This window comes from Heyndrickxia sp. NPDC080065, assembly GCF_050281185.1.
Taxonomy (GTDB): domain Bacteria; phylum Bacillota; class Bacilli; order Bacillales; family Bacillaceae_C; genus Heyndrickxia.
This window is the reverse complement of the sequence record NZ_JBNNWS010000014.1, coordinates 111168-130030: the sequence shown is the minus strand read 5'-3', so window position 1 is coordinate 130030 and position 18863 is coordinate 111168. Positions and strand designations below refer to the sequence as shown.

The following is an 18863-nucleotide window of genomic DNA, read 5'->3' as shown; positions in this document are numbered from 1 at the left end:
ATAGTTCGTTCGTCCAAGAAAATCAAGAGGCAAGAAAAATTTTTCAACGCTTTACAGTATCATCAGCTAATGTACTTTTTTCTAACCAAAACTGTTCTTTTCTTAACAGCACAACTCTCTCTTCAAAAATATTTTGAATCGTACGGTTCAAACCATTTTCTTCTGAATCTACATATAGGTATATGTTCTTTGGCGCGATTGATAATAATGGGGCAATTGTAACAGAATCAATATATACAGGATGATTTGTTAATAGCCTTCTATCCAATAAATCTGAAATTTCTTCTCTCGAAAGTTCCTTAAATTGTTCATTATAAAACCTAACCTTGCTTCCGAAATAAATTCGAATTGTATTCATTAGTGGCTCGCGTTTATGAAGATAATCCCTTAACATTTGAATGAAAACTTGGTATTCCTGTTCCATTTTATATTCATCAATCGCCATTTCGACATATTGAATTAATTGATCAAAATATTTTTTTAGTCTAAATTTAATCAAAGAGTCAAAAGAAACTGATTCATGTTGTTCAAATAAAGGAAATATCGCTTCTTGAATCATTTCCTCATCATTCATCTTCCCTATATTGTTTGTCAGTTCTTTTCTTTCACCGTTGAACATCTCAATCACAATGTCTAATATATTATTTTGTTCGGAATCCTCTTTATAATAAAAATACTCTTTAAGAATATCTTTAACCCAATCTACCCGCTTTTTCATTATGATAAATTTAATAAATCCAGACTTAACCTCTTCTTTAGGAACCACATTTACATCAATCGTTAGAAAATATTGTTTTTGATTTTGAAAAATTGTCTCATGGAACCAAACATTTTTATTTCTTTTAATAAAATACTCATGAAGCCAAATGGCATCATCTATTTCTTTAAAAATAAAGTCCAAGCATATCCCCCCTTAACATGGAATAATCCATGTTATATATATATGGGTTGCTTGGACAATTTAGAAGAGGTTGATCAAAAAGTCCGAGAAAAATAGCAGTCGAATTTTTGAACAGACACTAGAAGTATTACCCATCCTAGTTTCTTAAATTTGGACCGTTAACTAGTATGGGTGTTGATAAATATTTAATTCTCTCCATAATTCGTGCTGCTTTGATTTTTTCTTCTTCACCTCTTTGAGAGTAGGTAAGGTGATGTTGGAGTTCTCCATAGTCAAAATTAGAAGAAAAGAAGGTAGGCAAATTCTCTTGCATTCGAAACTGTATAATTGAACCAAGAATTTCATCCCTTGTCCAGCTCGTCATTACTTCAGCTCCAATGTCATCTAGCATTAAAACAGGCGCTTTTTTTACCACTTCCAGCTTATCATTAGTGGAATGATCACTTAATGATTGCTTCATTTCCCGGAAAAACTCCGGAACGTAAACGATTAAAGAAGAGATTTGTTTCTTTTCTGCTAAATGATTAGCAATCGCCCCTAATAAATAGGATTTACCAACGCCAAACTTACCATAAAGGTAAAGACCCTTCATTTTTTTACCAATTTCATATTCTCGTACAAAACGCTCTGCATGTTCATAGGCCATTAATCTTCCATCTGATTCCAAAGAAAAATCAGCAAAAGACGCTTGTAATATATCCTTAGGTACATAGATGCTTTGAATTAATTTTTCCGTCTTTTTCCGTTCATCATGTACAATTTTTTTCCTGCACGGATGATATTGAATATCAATAGAATTGCTGTTTAAAATTAATTTTGGTTCAAATCCCTGCATCATATTTACGCAACTTTCTAGCCTAGAACATGCCTGACAATCCTTCGTTTGAGTAATATACTCGTACAATTTCATCAAACTGTTTTCTACCATCGATGATGTTATCTCACCTTGATGGCTTAGAAAAAATTGTCGGATATCTGGATGATTCATAATTTCATGTTTCATATCGCTATATCTTTGTTTAAAGCTACTGTTCATGGATAGACTTCTTAATGTATCATTAATGCTTTCCAACTTTTTCACCTCCCGTTTTTATATTTTTTTTGAATGGATTCAAGTCTTCTACGCTTTTCTTCAATGGATTCTTCATCCTGAATATCAATATTTTCTTTAGGTATTTCATCTTTCTCAGTAAACCATTTTGGTAATTTTTCTGTACGAATTGTTGGTTTCTTAATCGTTTTTTTATCCTTTTTATTATCAGCCCATTGTTGATATTGGCGATGTTCGTTTTTTGCTAATTCCATTGCCTCTTTTACTGTTTTCACTTTTTTTCTAGACCAGTGGGAGGCGATTTTTTCTAAGTAATTTTTGGTCAATTTCATATCTGTTTTTAGCATAACATATTGAATTAAAACATTCACAACACCAGCTGGGAGCTGCTGTTGAAACATAATTTCCTCAATCGCTTGCAGATCACCTTTTGAAGGTTCTGCTCCATCCGAAATATCGATTAGAAGCTGACGAGGGGATGTAATCTCTAAATAATAAATTAATTTATCCTCTTGAGTTTTTGTTTCTTCTGAAACGTCTCGGTGGATACTTGGCTGCACGCGATCCACTAATTTGGGAACCTCATCAGCATGCTCTAATTGATACCAATCTCTAGTGGCCTTACGAAGTTCATTTATATCTATTTCTTGTTCAGAATTAAGGGAGCTAAGAAGTAAATTTTTCATTTCAACAGCATTGACATTATATAAAAAAGCAAGATTACTAATTGCTTCTTTTACCTGCTTAGTAATCGCTTTTTTGGGTATTAGTAACTCATGTAAACCTGCAAACAATAATTCAAAATTAAAATCCTCTGCATTTACTTTTATTGTACTTGTATTTTTTCGTGAGATATACTGGTGATGATTGTCAATCGTACTCGCATTTTGCGCATCTACATCTTGAATAAATTGATTTCCATTAGTGGTAAATACATCTTGAAAAGTTCGAGTAATTTCCTGATGTGCATCCTTTTCTATTGCTCGATCAGAGAAAAACTTTTTTAATCTTTGAAAATGACTATGCCCTAATTGTCTATATAAAAAAACGTTGAGCATCCCATCGGTGAAAAATTGCTCAGGTGATAGTGGTGGTTGAAGCTCGTAAATGAAACTTCGTTCATCCCCTGCTTTTTTTACATATGTTTTAAGTAATCCGATACCTTCAAGTTTTAATCGTGCCTCATAAATTTCTTTTAAGTTTAATGCTAAAAAATTCATTAAGTGATAATGTGTCCATTCATCTGACCAAAGTCTGTTCTCCTCCAATTCATTCCAAAGAATAGAATATAAACTAAAACAATTCGTTCCGATTAATGGCTGATATAGAAACGAGATGACCTTCCGATCATATTCATGCAGGAGTCCATTAGATACTACTTGGTACCGATCAACAGGCTGGACCTCATTCCACATTTGATTCATTATTACACTTCCTTATTAGAAAAACGCCCTCTGAGCGTTTAACAAAGCAATATTTTAAAAAAGGCTAGACAAGTTATCTCTAGCCTTTACTGTTCTTTTTTAATCAATTCCTTTAACTCTTCTAAAAACACATTAATATCCTTAAATTGTCGATACACAGAAGCAAACCGTACATATGCTACCTCATCAACCTTTGCAAGCTTGTCCATTACTAATTCGCCAATAAATTCTGAATTAACCTCAGAGTAGCCAAGATTTCTTAATTCCTTCTCAATCTCTAATGATATTTTTTCTAATTGTGCAAGTGCTACCGGCCTTTTTTCACAGGCTTTTATTAATCCTCGTAATATTTTTTCACGGGTAAATTCTTCTCTTACTCCTTCCTTTTTGACTACAATGAGCGGTGTCTCTTCCACTTTCTCAAAAGTAGTAAATCGAAAGGAGCAAAGTTCACATTCTCGCCTTCTACGAATCGAACGCCCCTCGTCTATTGGACGCGAATCAACAACACGTGTTCCACTGTGTGAACATGAAGGACATTTCATAGATGATCAGCTCCATTTAAAGATCTTTATTACTTTCATGATATATAAAACAAATGAAAATCACAAGAAAAAAACGAGGTATACATACCCCGTTACTAGTTTCTTACTTGAATTTATTAAAGTACATTTTATTTACGATTGTTTTACTTCTACGGAACCCATACCTCTAGGTAGTTCAATGGTTTCCCTTTTCTCAGCATTTAAACTTTCAGCTATATAATCAGCGGCAATGTTGGGATCTAAATTCCCGCATGTGTACACATCAATACTAGCATATCCATGTTCAGGAAAACTATGGATAGTTAAATGAGATTCAGAAATGATTACCACTCCACTTACACCTTGTGGAGCAAATTTATGAAACGCAACTTCACGTATTTCAGCACCAGACTTTAATGCTGCATCAACAAACGTTTTTTCAATAAAATCCATATTGTTCAACTTTTCAAAATTGCAACCCCATAATTCAGAAATTACATGACGACCCATTGTTTCCATTGATCGTTCCCCCTTAAACTTAATATTTTTGCGGTAAATAAACTTAATCGCTGTCACACATACGCAACTACCACGGGGGAAAGTTAGTCCTAAGAGGTCCTAACCCTTTAAGTAGTCACTAATATTAAATTTTTCAATCTATTACTTAGTGAAGTTCACGAAAATTAGTATACTTGGTTTAATTTCTTTTTGCAATATACATTTCAAAAATTATTTGATTAAAAAAAGCTTGCTGTCCTCAGCAAGCTTTATTCATCGCCCAGCTCCAGCACCTAGCCCCTCGAGGCTGATCAAGGCGTTTGCGTATTTGTTCCTAGCCAATATTAACTTCTGATTTCTTATTTAGTTCTTTACCTACGTATTTTGTTAGATCGACAACGCGGCAGGAATAGCCCCATTCATTATCATACCAAGCGAGAACTTTTACTTTTTTTCCTTCCATTACGATAGTTGATAATCCATCGATAATTGTAGAATGAGGATTTGTATTAAAGTCAATAGATACAAGCGGTTCAGTTGTATAATCTAAAATCCCTTGCAGAGATCCCGTTGAAGCTGTAATAAAAGCATTATTGACATCTTCTACTGTAATCTCTTTCTTCAAATCCACCACTAAATCTACAAGTGATACATTTGGTGTCGGCACCCTTAATGCCATTCCGTGCAGTTTTCCTTTTAACTCAGGAAGAACTAGCGCTAATGCTTTTGCTGCCCCTGTAGTGGTAGGAATAATTGATTGAGCACATGCACGTGCACGACGTAAATCCTTGTGTGGATTATCAATGTTCTTTTGATCATTTGTATATGCATGGACCGTAGTCATCAAGCCATTTTCTATTCCAAATTGCTCATGTAAAACTTTTACAACAGGAGCTAAACAATTGGTTGTACAAGAGGCATTAGAAATAATATCATGTTCTGATATATTTAATGCGCTTTCATTTACTCCCATTACAATGGTTACATCTTCATTTTTCCCTGGAGCTGTTAATATAACTTTTTTTGCACCAGCTTGTAAATGAAGTGCTGCTTTATCACGTGCATTAAATTTTCCAGTAGCTTCAATAACGATATCTATATTTAGTTCTTCCCAAGGAAGTTCATTTGGATTGCGCTGATTAAGTAACTGAATTCGATGTCCATTTACAATTAATGCTTCTTCAGTATAAAGAATATCTGCATCAAATTTCCCATGATTGGTGTCATATTTAATTAAATGCGCTAATGTTTCAGCCGGATAACTTGCATTAATTGCTACTATATCTAAATCATTTTCTAATATCGCTTTTCGAAAAACCATTCGACCAATTCGACCAAATCCATTAATTGCTATTCTTGTTTTCATCAATGCTAGCCTCCAAATATTTAACGTTATACTTATTGTGTAGTTTTGCTAAAAATAGTATAACACATTTGTTGTATTATGTAAGTATTAATTGGTGTATATTTCACAAAACACATATACTAAAACAAAAAAAATCACTATTTATGGTAATAGTGATTTCTTTGTTCTTTCGTTTTGCTTATTAAGGACGCAGCTTCCAATCATTAATAATGTTTTCTAGCTGTTTTTTCGTCTTATCAATATCTTGATTATTATCAATAACAGCATCGGATAATTTAATTTTTTCTTCCAGTGGCATTTGTGCATTCATTCTTGCTAGTGCTTCTTCTTTTGACAGTTGATCCCTATTCATTAACCTCTGTAGTTGAACCATCTGATCGACATATACAAGGATTGTTCGATCCACCATATACGTAAGTTTACTTTCAAATAATAATGGGATATCCATTATGACTGTTTTCTTCCCTACAGCAATTGCCTCTTCTTTTTTATGTAGCATATACGATCTGACAGCAGGGTGAACAATACTGTTCAGAAGCAATCTTTTTTCCGTATCATGAAATACGATACCGCCTAGTTTTTTTCGATTTAAACTCTTGTCTTCAAGTAGTATGTCCTCTCCAAAGGCTTCGACTATTTGATGATAAGCACTTTCACCAATATTTACTACTTCCCTTGCAGCTATATCTGCATCAATTATCGTATATCCTTTTGCCGATAGCATGTTTGATACTGTACTTTTCCCACTAGAAATCCCACCAGTTAACCCTAAAATCATCGTCATATTTTCTACCTCATCGAAATAAAAATTTAAGACATTTATTTATTTTTCGTTTTTTGACATTTCGGACAAAAGTGGGTACCTCTTCCTCCAGTCACAATTTTTTCAATCGGCGTTCCACATCTTTTACATTCTTCCCCTTTTCTTCCATAGGCAAAGAGCTGTAATTGAAACATCCCAATTTGTCCTTGAGAATTTACATACGAACGAATGGTGCTTCCGCCTTTTTCTACCGCTTCAGTTAAAGTATTAATAATCTCACGGTGAAGCTCCGTAATTTCTCTGCTAGAAAGAGTATTTGCCTTTCTTTCTGGATGGATTTTAGCACGAAATAGTGCTTCATCGACATAAATATTCCCCAGCCCTGTTACAATTGTTTGATCTAGAAGAACGGGTTTTATTTTCCGTTCAGTTTTTTTGAGTTTTTCTTGTAAATATTTTTTTGTGAAATTTGCCGAAAATGGTTCAGGTCCCAATTGAGAAAGTGGAAGGTTGGTATTCTCTTCCCCCTTTAAAAATAAATGCATCGTACCAAATTTACGGACATCACGATACCGTAACTCTGTCCCATCCGTAAAATGAAAGATAACATGGGTATGCTTATCAAACGGTTCGGAACTTTTAAAAAGACCGTACTTTCCTTCCATTCGCAGATGGGAAACTAGAGCAAATGTTGTTGTATTTATAATTAAAAATTTCCCTCTTCTATTTATATCCGTAATTGTTTCACCAGCTAAAGCATCATTGAATTGCTCTACTTCGATCGGCTTTTTTATGATTTTTGACCAATACACTGTAACATGTTGAATCGTTTTCCCAACAACCAGTTCTTGTAATGTCCTTCTTATCGTTTCAACTTCTGGTAACTCTGGCACAGCTGCTCACCTCTAATATAGACTAAATTGCAGGCTTGGTTAAAAGCGAAAAAATCTTGTGAGGCATATTTTGAGCTTGCTATCTGATACCTCATAGGTCATTTTTCAACAATTATTATCAACAAAGCCTTGTTAAAAAACAAAATCAATTATTTCGCATCAAACCATGTTGGACCATATGCATAATCGACCTTAAGCGGCACATTTAATTTCACAGCATTTTCCATTACTTCAGGTACTATTTTCTTTAATTGTTCAATTTCGTTTTTTGGTGCCTCAAAAATCAATTCATCATGTACCTGTAAAAGCAATTTGGCTTGGAGCTTTTCTTCTTCTAATCTGGCTGCCATATCAATCATAGCTTTTTTAATAATATCAGCAGCACTGCCTTGTATTGGTGTGTTCATTGCGGTTCTTTCTGCAAAGCTCCGAATATTAAAATTGCGACTTGTTATTTCTGGGATATAGCGTCTTCGTTTTAAAATAGTTGTAACAAATCCTTTTTGTTTGGCTTCTTGAACCACATCACTCATAAATTCCTTTACACCAGGAAAGATTTCAAAATAGCGTTCAATAAATTGACCTGCTTCTTTTCTTGTGATTCCTAAGTTTTGAGAGAGACCATAATCACTAATTCCATAAACAATACCAAAATTAACAGCTTTCGCTTGTCTACGCATATTATCTGTGACCTCGTCCTTGCTTACATGAAATACATCCATCGCTGTTTTTGTATGAATATCCATATCCTCATTAAAGGCTTCAATCAGATTTTCATCACCTGCGATATGAGCCAACACACGTAATTCAACTTGAGAATAATCAGCAGAGAAGATTAGCCAATCTTTTTCAGTAGGAACAAATGCTTGTCTTATTTTACGTCCTTCTTCTAGCCGAATCGGTATATTTTGAAGATTCGGGTCAACAGAGCTTAATCTCCCTGTCTGAGCAAGTACTTGATTAAATCTCGTATGAATTCTACTATTATCCGAATGAACGACCTTCAAAAGACCTTCGATATAGGTTGATTGCAATTTTCCTAATTGACGATAATGAAGAATTTCCCTTACGATTTCATGTTTAGATTCGAGTTTTTCTAGCACATCAGCCGAAGTGGAGTAACCTGTTTTTGTTTTCTTAACAGATGGTAATCCAAGCTTTTCAAAAAGAATAATTCCTAATTGTTTTGGTGAATTGATATTAAATGATTCCCCTGCTAATACAAAAATCTTTTTCTCAATTTTTTTAAGACGTCCTATAATTTCATTTCCCATTTCATTAAGCCGCTCAATATCAACCTTAATACCTGCTGATTCCATATCCGCCAAAATAAAAGAGAGAGGTAATTCTAATTCGGTAAACAAATTTAACTGATCATTTTTTTCTAAATCAGACAAGCATGGGGCAACAAGTTTGGAAATACCAAATGCTTTTCTTGCTACATGTTCGGCTAAAACGTTTGCTTCTGGAACTTTTCGTTTTGCTCCTTTTCCGTATATTGCTTCATCACTATGAATATTTGTAAAACCGTGACGTCTAGCAACAGATGCAAAATCATCGACATTCTCAGATGGATTAAGTAAATACGAAGCAATTAATAAGTCGAATTCGATCCCTTTGAAATCAATTCCATAACGTCTTAATGATGCAATTGCAGCTTTGCCATCGTAAACATATTTAACCTTTGTTTGATCCTCTGCCCAATTTTTAAATACATCAGACTTTATGGCTTTTTCCACGGGCAAATAATACACTCCATTTTGATTACATAATCCTAATCCAACAATTTCACCAGTATGATAGTTTTCTTCTAGCATTTCAATGTAAAGCGAAGTTTCTTGAGAAAAAAGATCTTCAGTAATGTCGGTTATTATTTCAAAATGAAGCTCCTCCATTTCTTCATTTTGTTCCTTTGAAATGTCAACATCTAGCTTGTCTAATAGTGAATTAAATCCTAATTCTTTAAATAGGGAAACAAGTTTCTCATCGTTTTCATTTGTATAGGAGGTTTCATCAAGTGTAATAGCTACAGGTGCTTCTCTTAAGATTGTAGCAAGCTCCTTACTCATGACGGCTTGATCTTTAAATTCTTCAAGTTTTTCTTTTAGTTTTTTTCCACTTACTTGATCGATTGATGCAAATATCCCTTCCAATGAGTTAAATTCTTTTAAAAGCTTAATGGCTGTTTTTTCACCAACCCCTGGTACTCCTGGAATATTATCTGATGCATCCCCCATTAAGCCTTTCATGTCAATAATTTTATCTGGTGAAAAACCATATTTTTCAAGTATATACTCCGGTGTGTATTCTTCAATTTCAGTTATCCCTTTTTTCGTAATACACACAGTTGTATCTTTAGAACTAAGCTGGGTCAAATCTCTATCTCCTGAAATAACCTTTACTTCATACCCATCTTTTTCAGCTTGAAGAGATAGTGTCCCAATAATATCGTCAGCTTCATAGTTTTCAAGCTCATATCTTTTAATTCCATATGCATCTAAAAGCTCACGAATAAAAGGAAATTGCTCTGAAAGCTCTGGTGGGGTCTTTTGTCTAGTACCTTTATATTCTTTAAATGTTTGATGACGAAAAGTCGTTTTTCCCGCATCAAAAGCAACCAATATATTTGTTGGAGTTTCCTCGTTTAATATTTTCATTAGCATGGTCGTAAAACCATAAACCGCATTTGTATGTATTCCTTTATCATTATTTAATAGTGGTAACGCAAAAAAGGCACGATATGCTATGCTGTTACCATCAATTAAAACTAACTTTTTTTTCAATACATTCCCCTCCTATATCATTTTAGTTTTCGTATATTTACCTGTATCCATTTTAGCATGTTCACTTTATAAAAGGAAAATGGCCAGCATATTTGCTGACCATACTTACATGTTATTTTGCATAACCCATTAATAATTTTGCATATGGAGAATCCGATGGGAGTACAATCACTGTTTCATTACCAATTGTTTTCTTATAGGATTCGAGAGTCCTAAAAAGGTGGTAAAACTCTTTATCTTTAGAGAATGCTTGATTATAAATTTTTGCCGCTTCCCCCTCACCCTCAGAACGGATTACTTCTGCATCCGCCTGTGCTTTTGATAGCATTTCTTTCACTTTTCGATCGGTTTCTGCTTCAATTCTTTTTTTGCCTGCATCACCTTTCGATAAATATTCTTGCGCTTTTGATTCACGTTCTGAAATCATTCGTGTAAATACCGACTTTTCATTTTCCTCTGGTAAATCTGTCCTTTTCGTCCGAACATCTGTAACGACAATTCCGTAATTGTCCTGCTCTAATAGATCATTGACCATTTTTGTTACTTTATCATTTAGACTTCCCCTTGAAGATTTTTCATCATTAATAATTTCATCATAATTTAAATGTCCCAATTCAGTCCGAACAATCGAATAAATAAATTCCTCCATTCGTCTTTCGGCATTATCTACTGTTCTAGCATTCGAAATCATTTTTTTCGGATCAACAATTTTCCACACGGCATAATTGTCGATAATCATTCTCTTTTTATCTTTCGTGTTAATCTCTGCCTTTGAAACATCGTAGGTCATTTGATATTTTGGCAGTGTAGATACAGTTTGAATAAAAGGAATTTTAAAGTTCAATCCAGGTTCACTTTTTATTTTTACCACTTCCCCAAATTGGCGGATTACTCTATATTCCCCTTCTTTAACGATAAAAATATTAGAAAAGATTAATCCCAAAATAATGATTAAGGAGATAAAAAATACTCCAATTTTAGTGTATTTTCTCCAAACAAAATCTTCTCTCTTTTTTTCTTTAAAATTTATTATCGTATCATCTTTCATTCTTTTGCTCTCCCCCTTCTTCTTTCGTTTCTTGCTTAGTAGTATCTTTTTCTATTGGCCGAATAGGGAAGTATTTCATTGTATTTCCATCATCATTCATTATATAAATTTCTGCACCGGGCAGCACTTGTTCTAAAGTCTCTAATACCAATCTATCTTTCGTCACTTCTGGATTTTTCTTATATTCACTATATAATTTATTGAAAACCGAAACATCGCCTCTTGCAATTTCTATTCTAGAAGCTTTTTCTCCTTCCGCTTTAGAAATAATCGCATCTTTTTCTCCTTCCGCTTCATTTATACGCTGATTTTTATATTTATCAGCTTCATTCAATTTAGTATTCATCGTCTCCCTAGCATCTGTAACATCCGTAAAGGCCTTTCTGACATCAGCATTTGGAAGCTCAACATCCTGTAATTTGACAGCTAATATAGAAATCCCAATATCGTATTTCTCAATTAATGATGAAAGGAGTTCCCTTACACCTGCTTCAATTTTAGCTTTCCCTGATGTTAAAGCATCATCGATTTTAGAGCTCCCAATAATACTTCTTAAAGAAGAAGATGTGGCATTATATAAAATTTCTTTAGGCTCCGCAGAATTAAATAAATATTTCTCAGGATTCGTAATTTTCCATTGAACAACTAGATCAGCTTGTAAGATGTTCTCATCACCAGTAATCATTTTCGTTTCGTCCGGAAAATCTTTCATATTTCCTTTTTTTTCTTCATATCCAAATTGCAAACTAAATGTTTCTTTTGATAATTTTTCTACAGACTGAATTGGCCATGGAAGCTTAAAATGTAATCCTGGTTCTTGAACTGCTTCATTAGCCTTACCGAACGTCATGATAACAGCCTGCTCAGATTCATCTACCGTGTACCACGATGATACTAACACGATCCCTAGTACGATAACAGTAATAATTAAACCTGTTATCGTATATATTCTTTTTAAACTCATAGCAACCTTCCTTTCTCCCCTGATGATCTAACTGTAAGTACGATAATAATAATGAAAAGGTTCCCAAAAGATTTCAATTTAGAAAAAGGATTTTTTATGGTTATAATTTTTAAAGCTACCTGTATGGTATATATAAAGCGATTTCTATTCGATGTATAGCTAGCTGAACGCATATCCCACTGGACTTTATCAGAAACAACAGCATAGTTTAACAAAGCCAAATAAAAAGATACAGCCTAAGCTATATCTTTTTAAAAATTATCCAATGCTTTTTCATTTAATGTTTCAATCCGGTGTGTTGGACAAACGGTTACCGAACCTGTAACGACTGTTTCACTTAATTCATTTGTTGCATGAATGTTAATGTCTATTATATGTTTTTTTCTATTTACTTCGGTTACTTCAAATAAAAAATGAATGGATTCATAGTGATATACAGGTTTCGGAAACTCCAGAGATTGTTTTACTATATGAGAGCCTGGACCGGGTAAATATTTTGATATAGCTGAGGTAATAAATCCTGTTAACATAATTGTTGGTACAATTGGTCTTTCAAATGGTGTTTGAGCTGCGTAATCATGTTGTATATATAGCGGATTTGCATCATTTGTTAGTCCTAAATATAGAAGCAAATCTTTATCTTCTATCTTTTCAGTAAACGTTAATTTTTCTCCAACTGTTATTTGTTCGATTTTTCTCCCTAGTTTTCCTCTTTTTTTCAATAACATTAAAACACCCCTAACGTTTGAAAACGGTTACAATTTTCTGATAATAAAACTTGACTCTTTTAGTATAAATTGTTGTTTTTAGACTATAAAACATAGTCCGTTGATTTCCGCTCCAGACACTTGCTTTCCGAGGGGAGGGATGGGAGCCTCCTCGGCGTTACCGCCTTCGGGGTCTCCCACTTCCCTCTTTTTCCCGCAGGAGTCAAGTGTCCTCCGCTACAATCAACTCAGATTTTTAATAAAATATCACTAAAAAAGCAACAAACTTTACGAAAACAGCCTAAAACTTTGAATTAATCATAACACTTTTTATATAATAGGTACAAAAAAATAAGGTTAAACTGCATCGATTCAGTTTAACCTTATTTTATATGATTATGCTAATACTTTCATTACTTTATGAACAGATTCAGCTGATTTATCTAATGCAGCTTTTTCATCCGCTGATAATTCTAATTCGATTACCTTTTCAATTCCGTTTGCACCAAGTACTGTTGGTACTCCAAGATAAATGCCCTCATAACCATATTCACCTTCAAGATATGCAATGGAAGGAAGAACACGACGTTGATCTTTTACAAGTGCTTCAACCATTTCAACAAGTGATGCTGCAGGTGCATAGTAAGCACTTCCATTTCCAAGCAGGTTAACGATTTCTCCGCCGCCTTTACGTGTACGCTCTACAATTGCATCTAAACGATCTTTAGGGATTAATGTTTCTAAAGGAATACCACCAGCATATGAGTAGCGTACTAATGGCACCATATCATCACCATGACCACCTAAAACGAAACCAGTAATATCTTTCACAGATAAATTAAGTTCTTGAGCAACAAATGTCCGGAAACGAGCAGTATCAAGTACACCAGATTGACCAATTACACGGTTTTTAGGGAAACCTGATTCTTTAAATACTGTATATGTCATGGCATCAACAGGATTTGTTAACACAATGATAAAACAGTTTGGAGAATATTTAACAATTTCTTGAGTAACACTTTTCATTACTTTTTGATTTGTTTGCACTAAATCATCACGGCTCATGCCTGGTTTACGAGCAATCCCAGCAGTAATAACGACTACATCTGAATCTTTTGTATCCTCGTAGTTAGAAGTACCAATAATATTAGCATCAAAACCTTGTACAGGTCCAGCTTCTAACATATCAAGTGCTTTTCCTTTAGTTGGGTTTTCCGCTTGAGGGATATCGACAAGAACTACATCTCCAAGTTCTTTTTGCGCTAATAAGAAAGCAGTTGTCGCTCCTGTAAAACCGCCACCGATAACAGAAATTTTCTTTCTTTTCATAGTCATTTTAAAATCTCCTTTTTTATAGAATGGCTTTGTTAAACAAAGCTTTTATTTCTGAAAAAGTCCTGTAGAGTATGCGCTCACTAATTATACTCCATATAGAAATTGCTTCTCACATATCATACAGGTGATTTTATCAACAATAATTATTTATAGCCTATGAAATAAAAAATGCCGGCTTAAAGAGATTTAGAACCCTTCAAGCCGGCAATTTCTTGTTGCCTGTTGTCAGGCCGAAATTTACTTTTATTACTTTAACTTATTCCATGTTTTTGATAAGTTCAGAACCAAATTCTGAACATTTCACTTCTGTAGCGCCTTCCATTAAACGAGCAAAATCATATGTTACAACTTTAGACTCAATTGTTTTTTCCATAGATTTAGTAATCAAATCAGCTGCTTCATTCCATCCTAAATGTTCAAGTAAAAGAACACCAGAAAGGATAACAGATGAAGGATTAACTTTATCAAGACCTGCATATTTAGGTGCTGTACCATGTGTTGCTTCAAAGATAGCATGGCCTGTTTCATAGTTAATGTTCGCACCAGGAGCGATTCCGATACCACCAACTTGTGCAGCTAGAGCATCAGAAATATAGTCACCATTTAAATTCATAGTAGCTACAACATCAAATTCACGTGGACGTGTTAAGATTTGTTGTAAGAAGATATCTGCAATAGAATCTTTTACAATAATCTTGCCTGCAGATTCTGCATCAGCTTGAGCTTTGTTCGCAGCATCAGCACCCTGCTCTTCTTTAATCTTATCATACTGAGCCCATGTAAATACTTTATCACCAAACTCTTGTTCAGCTAGCTCATAGCCCCAGTTCTTGAATGCACCTTCTGTAAACTTCATAATATTTCCTTTATGTACAAGTGTTAAAGATTTGCGGCCTTCCTTAATTGCATAGTTAATAGCTGCACGTACAAGACGTTTTGTTCCTTCTTCAGATACAGGTTTAATACCAATACCAGAAGTTTCAGGGAAGCGGATTTTTTCAACTCCCATTTCATTTTGTAAGAAGTCAATCACTTTTTTCACTGCATCTGAACCTTTTTGATACTCAATACCTGCATAAATATCTTCAGTATTTTCACGGAAGATTACCATATCTGTATCTTCAGGACGTTTTACAGGTGAAGGAACTCCTTCAAAATAACGTACTGGACGTAGACAAACGAAAAGATCTAGTTCTTGACGTAATGCTACGTTCAATGAACGGATACCGCCTCCAACTGGAGTAGTAAGAGGTCCTTTAATGGCAATTAGATATTCACGAATAACATCTAATGTCTCAGCAGGAAGCCATTCACCAGTTTTATTGAATGCTTTTTCCCCAGCATAAACTTCTTTCCATTCAATTTTGCGTTCACCATTGTATGCTTTTTCCACTGCTGCATCGAGAACTCTTTGAGATGATGCCCAAATATCAGGACCAGTTCCGTCTCCTTCAATAAATGGGATAATTGGATTGTTCGGTGTTTTTAGAACACCATTTTCTACAGTGATTTTTTCACCTTGTGACATTTCTTTCCCTCCAGTTCATTAGAAAAGCTCAAAGCGCCATAATTAGCCGCGGGCAAAAATGTTCTCTCGCCAATAAAATCTGTTCTTGTTTTATAGGCGGCTGGTATTTGACCTCGAGGGCTAGGCACTGGAGCTGGACATGTTTCTAAGGTTAGAAAAAATATTCTAACCCATAAACTACATTTTAATTAGACCAATTTTTTGCGATATTGTAAATATCTTATTATCGTTTTTCGATTGGTACGTATGCTTGCATTCCTGGTCCAGTGTACTCTGCACGAGGACGGATTAAGCGATTGTTCGAATATTGTTCAAGAATATGAGCTAACCATCCAGATACACGACTAACAGCAAATATAGGTGTAAACAAGTCATGATCGATTCCTAAACTATGGTATACAGAAGCAGAATAGAAATCAACATTTGGCGGTAGAGGCTTTTCAGATGTAACAATTTCTTCAATTTTTGTAGACATTTCATAATATTCTGGTTCACCAGTAAGCTTAGTCAATTTTTCAGACATAGCTTTTAAGTGTTTCGCACGTGGATCACCTTTACGATAAACACGGTGTCCAAATCCCATGATTTTTTCTTTATTGGCAAGTTTTTCACGAATATAAGAATCAACATTTTCAACTGAACCAATTTCGCTAAGCATTTTCATTACTTGCTCGTTAGCTCCACCATGTAAAGGTCCTTTTAATGCACCGATTGCAGCTGTCACACCAGAATACACATCTGATAGAGTTGCAACACAAACACGAGCAGTAAATGTTGAAGCATTCAATTCATGATCAGCATGTAGTACGAGCGCCTTATTAAATGCTTCAACAGCAATAGCCTCTGGCTCTTTACCAGTTAACATATAAAGGAAGTTAGCTGCAAATCCTAAATCTTTGCGCGGTGCAATTGGCTCAAGACCTTTACGTACACGAGCAAAGGCAGCGACAATAGCAGGCATTTTCGCTTGTAGACGAACCGCTTTACGATAGTTTGCTGCATCTTCCATAATATCTGCTTCGTCATCATAAAGACCAAGAGCTGAAACAGCTGTACGTAGAGCTCCCATAGGATGTACTTTATTAATTGGATAAGTTTTAAAGCTTTCCAATATTTCTTTTGGCAGCTCCATATTATCTACTAATTGTTGCTTCAATTCATCTAATTCTGCTTTGTTAGGCAATTTTTGATGCCATAGTAAGTATATAACTTCCTCAAAGCTAGCATTTTCAGCTAAATCATCAATGTTGTAACCTACATATGTAAGGGTATCATCGATGATTGAACTGATAGAAGAGGTAGTTGCTACAATACCTTCAAGACCTTTTGTTGCTGTCATGATCATCTCTCCTTTTTAAATTAATGAAACTTTTATCCTCAGCAAGCAGCTGCTATGATATAAAAAAGAATTAACTTTTTACCGAATAAAATCCGGCAGGCAAGCATTTGCCCGTAAATATGTAATAACAAATGCAAGCAGTCACATACCCTATTATAATATAATTTATAATCTTGTCCATTTTGGTGCTTTGAAATTATCCGCTTACATTTCTTATTATAAACAAATACAATATCTATGTGTAATAAATTTCTACATTTTTAGCATTTAATTAATCGTTTTACTTTTTTATCTTTAAATAATTTTTTTAATTCTTTTCCATTTTTACTAACATTCTTTAATATTTATTTCCGAATATAGAAATATCATGTAATGAAGATATGGTATTTCTACCTAATTTGACCATATTATTTTTATATGGAAAATGGATAAAAAACAAAGATTAGTATGAAAAAAAGTCTAATAGATTATTTCCATATTTGTTATTCTAATGCTAAAGTTTAACAATATGCTTTTTTTTAATAGCGGCAGCATGTAAAATAAAAGTACTATTATGACAGGAGGGTGAATGTTGAATCCCGAATATATTTATCGAACCATTCGATTTTTAATTGTTCTAGGCAGTGTTATTGCAGCAGCAATTATCTTGTATTTTGTTTCTACGGTAACCTATCCTTTTTTGATTGCTATTGGTGTTGCTTTTCTCATTAATCCGCTCGTAAATTTTTTAGAGAAAAAAGCGAGATTCCCTAGAGCACTTGCCGTTATTGTATCAATCATTTTACTTATTGGTGTTTTTAGCGGAATTGTAACATTATTAATTACTGAAATTGTATCTGGCACGAATTATTTAGCAAAAGTTGTGCCCAAGCATGTAGATACTGTAGTTAAATTTATCGAAAATTTTATCGCGGGACAAATTATTCCGTTATATGATCAGGTTGCTAAATTATTTAAAACACTTGATGTTGGTCAGCAGGATACGATTTTAGCCAACATTCAGACTGCCGGTCAAAAAATTGCTACCAGTGCAGGGAACTTTCTTCAAAACTTCTTTTTAAAGCTCCCTGCATTAGTTTCATGGATACCTAATGCAGCGACAGTTCTTGTTTTCTCAATGCTTGCTACATTCTTTATCAGTAAAGATTGGTATAAGTTTTCAAATTTCGGTGGAAAGCTACTGCCTAATCGTGCGATGAAAAGTGTAAGAACTGTTTTTGCAGATTTAAAGAAAGCATTATTTGGTTTTATTCGTGCACAGCTTACATTAATCTCTATTACATTAGTTATTGTATTAATTGGGCTTCTTATTTTAAGGGTTGATTATGCAATTACAATTGCCTTGGTGACTGGAATTGTTGACTTACTGCCATATTTAGGGACCGGCGTTGTTTTCATACCATGGATTATTTATTCTGCCATATCAGGAGATGTTTCACTTGCTGTAGGGTTAGGTATCCTTTATACAATAGTGGTTGTTCAAAGACAAATTATGGAGCCGAAAATATTATCCTCCAGTATTGGTCTAAATCCACTTGCAACTTTAATTGCTTTATTCGTTGGTTTTAAACTTGTTGGATTTTTAGGATTAATACTGGGACCTGTAGTACTTGTTATTATCTCCACGTTAAATAAAGCAAATGTATTTCGGGATATTTGGAACTTTATCATGGGGAAACCGATTAATAATATAAATTCAAAATAAGACTTTGTTAATGATTATTGTTGATAAATAGAAT

At 34.2% G+C, this 18863-nt stretch carries 16 protein-coding genes; 1 reads left to right on the top strand and 15 read right to left on the bottom strand.

The genetic code is table 11. The annotated features are described in order from the left end of the window. Positions 1–43: 43 nt before the first annotated feature. The 15 genes from ACQKP0_RS17730 to citZ all read right to left on the bottom strand — a co-directional run bounded on the left by ACQKP0_RS17730 (position 44) and on the right by citZ (position 17124). Positions 44–901 carry a putative sporulation protein YtxC gene (locus tag ACQKP0_RS17730; protein WP_427407156.1) on the bottom strand — a complete coding sequence of 286 codons (858 nt, stop codon included), beginning with the start codon at positions 899–901 and terminating at the stop codon, positions 44–46. Positions 902–1037: 136 nt separating this feature from the next. Further along, on the bottom strand, positions 1038–1973 hold the full coding sequence (gene dnaI / locus ACQKP0_RS17725) for a primosomal protein DnaI (protein WP_427407155.1): 936 nt from the start codon (positions 1971–1973) through the stop codon (positions 1038–1040). Positions 1974–1978: 5 nt separating this feature from the next. Next, positions 1979–3376 carry a replication initiation and membrane attachment family protein gene (locus ACQKP0_RS17720; RefSeq protein WP_427407154.1) on the bottom strand — a complete coding sequence of 466 codons (1398 nt, stop codon included), beginning with the start codon at positions 3374–3376 and terminating at the stop codon, positions 1979–1981. Positions 3377–3462: 86 nt separating this feature from the next. Next, the gene (gene nrdR, locus ACQKP0_RS17715; RefSeq protein WP_427407153.1) at positions 3463–3921 is read right to left on the bottom strand and encodes a transcriptional regulator NrdR; all 459 of its coding nucleotides are present in this window, start codon (positions 3919–3921) and stop codon (positions 3463–3465) included. 132 nt (positions 3922–4053) lie between these two features. Further along, positions 4054–4419 carry an adenosylmethionine decarboxylase gene (gene speD, locus ACQKP0_RS17710; protein ID WP_427407152.1) on the bottom strand — a complete coding sequence of 122 codons (366 nt, stop codon included), beginning with the start codon at positions 4417–4419 and terminating at the stop codon, positions 4054–4056. Between the two features lie 313 nt (positions 4420–4732). Continuing rightward, positions 4733–5764, bottom strand: a complete 1032-nt coding sequence (locus tag ACQKP0_RS17705; protein ID WP_427407151.1) for a glyceraldehyde-3-phosphate dehydrogenase — start codon at positions 5762–5764, stop codon at positions 4733–4735. 181 nt (positions 5765–5945) lie between these two features. Next, positions 5946–6548 carry a dephospho-CoA kinase gene (coaE, locus tag ACQKP0_RS17700; protein ID WP_427407150.1) on the bottom strand — a complete coding sequence of 201 codons (603 nt, stop codon included), beginning with the start codon at positions 6546–6548 and terminating at the stop codon, positions 5946–5948. 35 nt (positions 6549–6583) lie between these two features. Beyond that, complete coding sequence (mutM, locus tag ACQKP0_RS17695) at positions 6584–7420, bottom strand: DNA-formamidopyrimidine glycosylase (RefSeq protein ID WP_427407149.1); 837 nt, start codon at positions 7418–7420, stop codon at positions 6584–6586. 149 nt (positions 7421–7569) lie between these two features. Continuing rightward, positions 7570–10203: a DNA polymerase I gene (polA, locus tag ACQKP0_RS17690; protein WP_427407148.1), complete on the bottom strand. Its 2634-nt coding sequence runs from the start codon at positions 10201–10203 to the stop codon at positions 7570–7572. 112 nt (positions 10204–10315) lie between these two features. Then, on the bottom strand, positions 10316–11251 hold the full coding sequence (gene hflC, locus ACQKP0_RS17685) for a protease modulator HflC (RefSeq protein ID WP_427407147.1): 936 nt from the start codon (positions 11249–11251) through the stop codon (positions 10316–10318). Continuing rightward, on the bottom strand, positions 11241–12215 hold the full coding sequence (hflK, locus tag ACQKP0_RS17680) for an FtsH protease activity modulator HflK (RefSeq protein WP_427407146.1): 975 nt from the start codon (positions 12213–12215) through the stop codon (positions 11241–11243). Before hflK ends, hflC begins: the two co-directional genes overlap by 11 nt. A gap of 251 nt (positions 12216–12466) precedes the next feature. Further along, a complete protein-coding gene (locus tag ACQKP0_RS17675) occupies positions 12467–12943 on the bottom strand; it encodes a MaoC/PaaZ C-terminal domain-containing protein (protein ID WP_427407145.1) in 477 nt (158 codons plus the stop codon). A 375-nt stretch (positions 12944–13318) separates the two neighbouring features. Beyond that, on the bottom strand, positions 13319–14257 hold the full coding sequence (mdh, locus tag ACQKP0_RS17670) for a malate dehydrogenase (RefSeq protein WP_427407144.1): 939 nt from the start codon (positions 14255–14257) through the stop codon (positions 13319–13321). Positions 14258–14513: 256 nt separating this feature from the next. After that, positions 14514–15785 (bottom strand): NADP-dependent isocitrate dehydrogenase, encoded by a 1272-nt coding sequence (gene icd / locus ACQKP0_RS17665; protein WP_427407143.1) that lies wholly within the window; start codon positions 15783–15785, stop codon positions 14514–14516. 223 nt (positions 15786–16008) lie between these two features. Then, positions 16009–17124, bottom strand: coding sequence for a citrate synthase (citZ, locus tag ACQKP0_RS17660; protein WP_427407142.1), 1116 nt, complete (start codon positions 17122–17124; stop codon positions 16009–16011). Positions 17125–17695: 571 nt separating this feature from the next. Here citZ and ytvI point away from each other — a divergent pair. Then, entirely contained in the window at positions 17696–18829 is a 1134-nt protein-coding gene (ytvI, locus tag ACQKP0_RS17655; protein WP_427407141.1) for a sporulation integral membrane protein YtvI, read from the top strand. Positions 18830–18863: the final 34 nt, after the last annotated feature.

Bases quoted from the DNA above. Each gene is read 5' to 3' on its own strand.
- ACQKP0_RS17720 (WP_427407154.1), bottom strand. From the start codon at position 3,376: ATGAATCAAATGTGGAATGAGGTCCAGCCTGTTGATCGGTACCAAGTA.
- nrdR (WP_427407153.1), bottom strand. From the start codon at position 3,921: ATGAAATGTCCTTCATGTTCACACAGTGGAACACGTGTTGTTGATTCG.
- speD (WP_427407152.1), bottom strand. From the start codon at position 4,419: ATGGAAACAATGGGTCGTCATGTAATTTCTGAATTATGGGGTTGCAAT.
- ACQKP0_RS17705 (WP_427407151.1), bottom strand. From the start codon at position 5,764: ATGAAAACAAGAATAGCAATTAATGGATTTGGTCGAATTGGTCGAATG.
- coaE (WP_427407150.1), bottom strand. From the start codon at position 6,548: ATGACGATGATTTTAGGGTTAACTGGTGGGATTTCTAGTGGGAAAAGT.
- hflC (WP_427407147.1), bottom strand. From the start codon at position 11,251: ATGAAAGATGATACGATAATAAATTTTAAAGAAAAAAAGAGAGAAGAT.
- hflK (WP_427407146.1), bottom strand. From the start codon at position 12,215: ATGAGTTTAAAAAGAATATATACGATAACAGGTTTAATTATTACTGTT.
- ACQKP0_RS17675 (WP_427407145.1), bottom strand. From the start codon at position 12,943: ATGTTATTGAAAAAAAGAGGAAAACTAGGGAGAAAAATCGAACAAATA.
- mdh (WP_427407144.1), bottom strand. From the start codon at position 14,257: ATGACTATGAAAAGAAAGAAAATTTCTGTTATCGGTGGCGGTTTTACA.
- icd (WP_427407143.1), bottom strand. From the start codon at position 15,785: ATGTCACAAGGTGAAAAAATCACTGTAGAAAATGGTGTTCTAAAAACA.
- citZ (WP_427407142.1), bottom strand. From the start codon at position 17,124: ATGACAGCAACAAAAGGTCTTGAAGGTATTGTAGCAACTACCTCTTCT.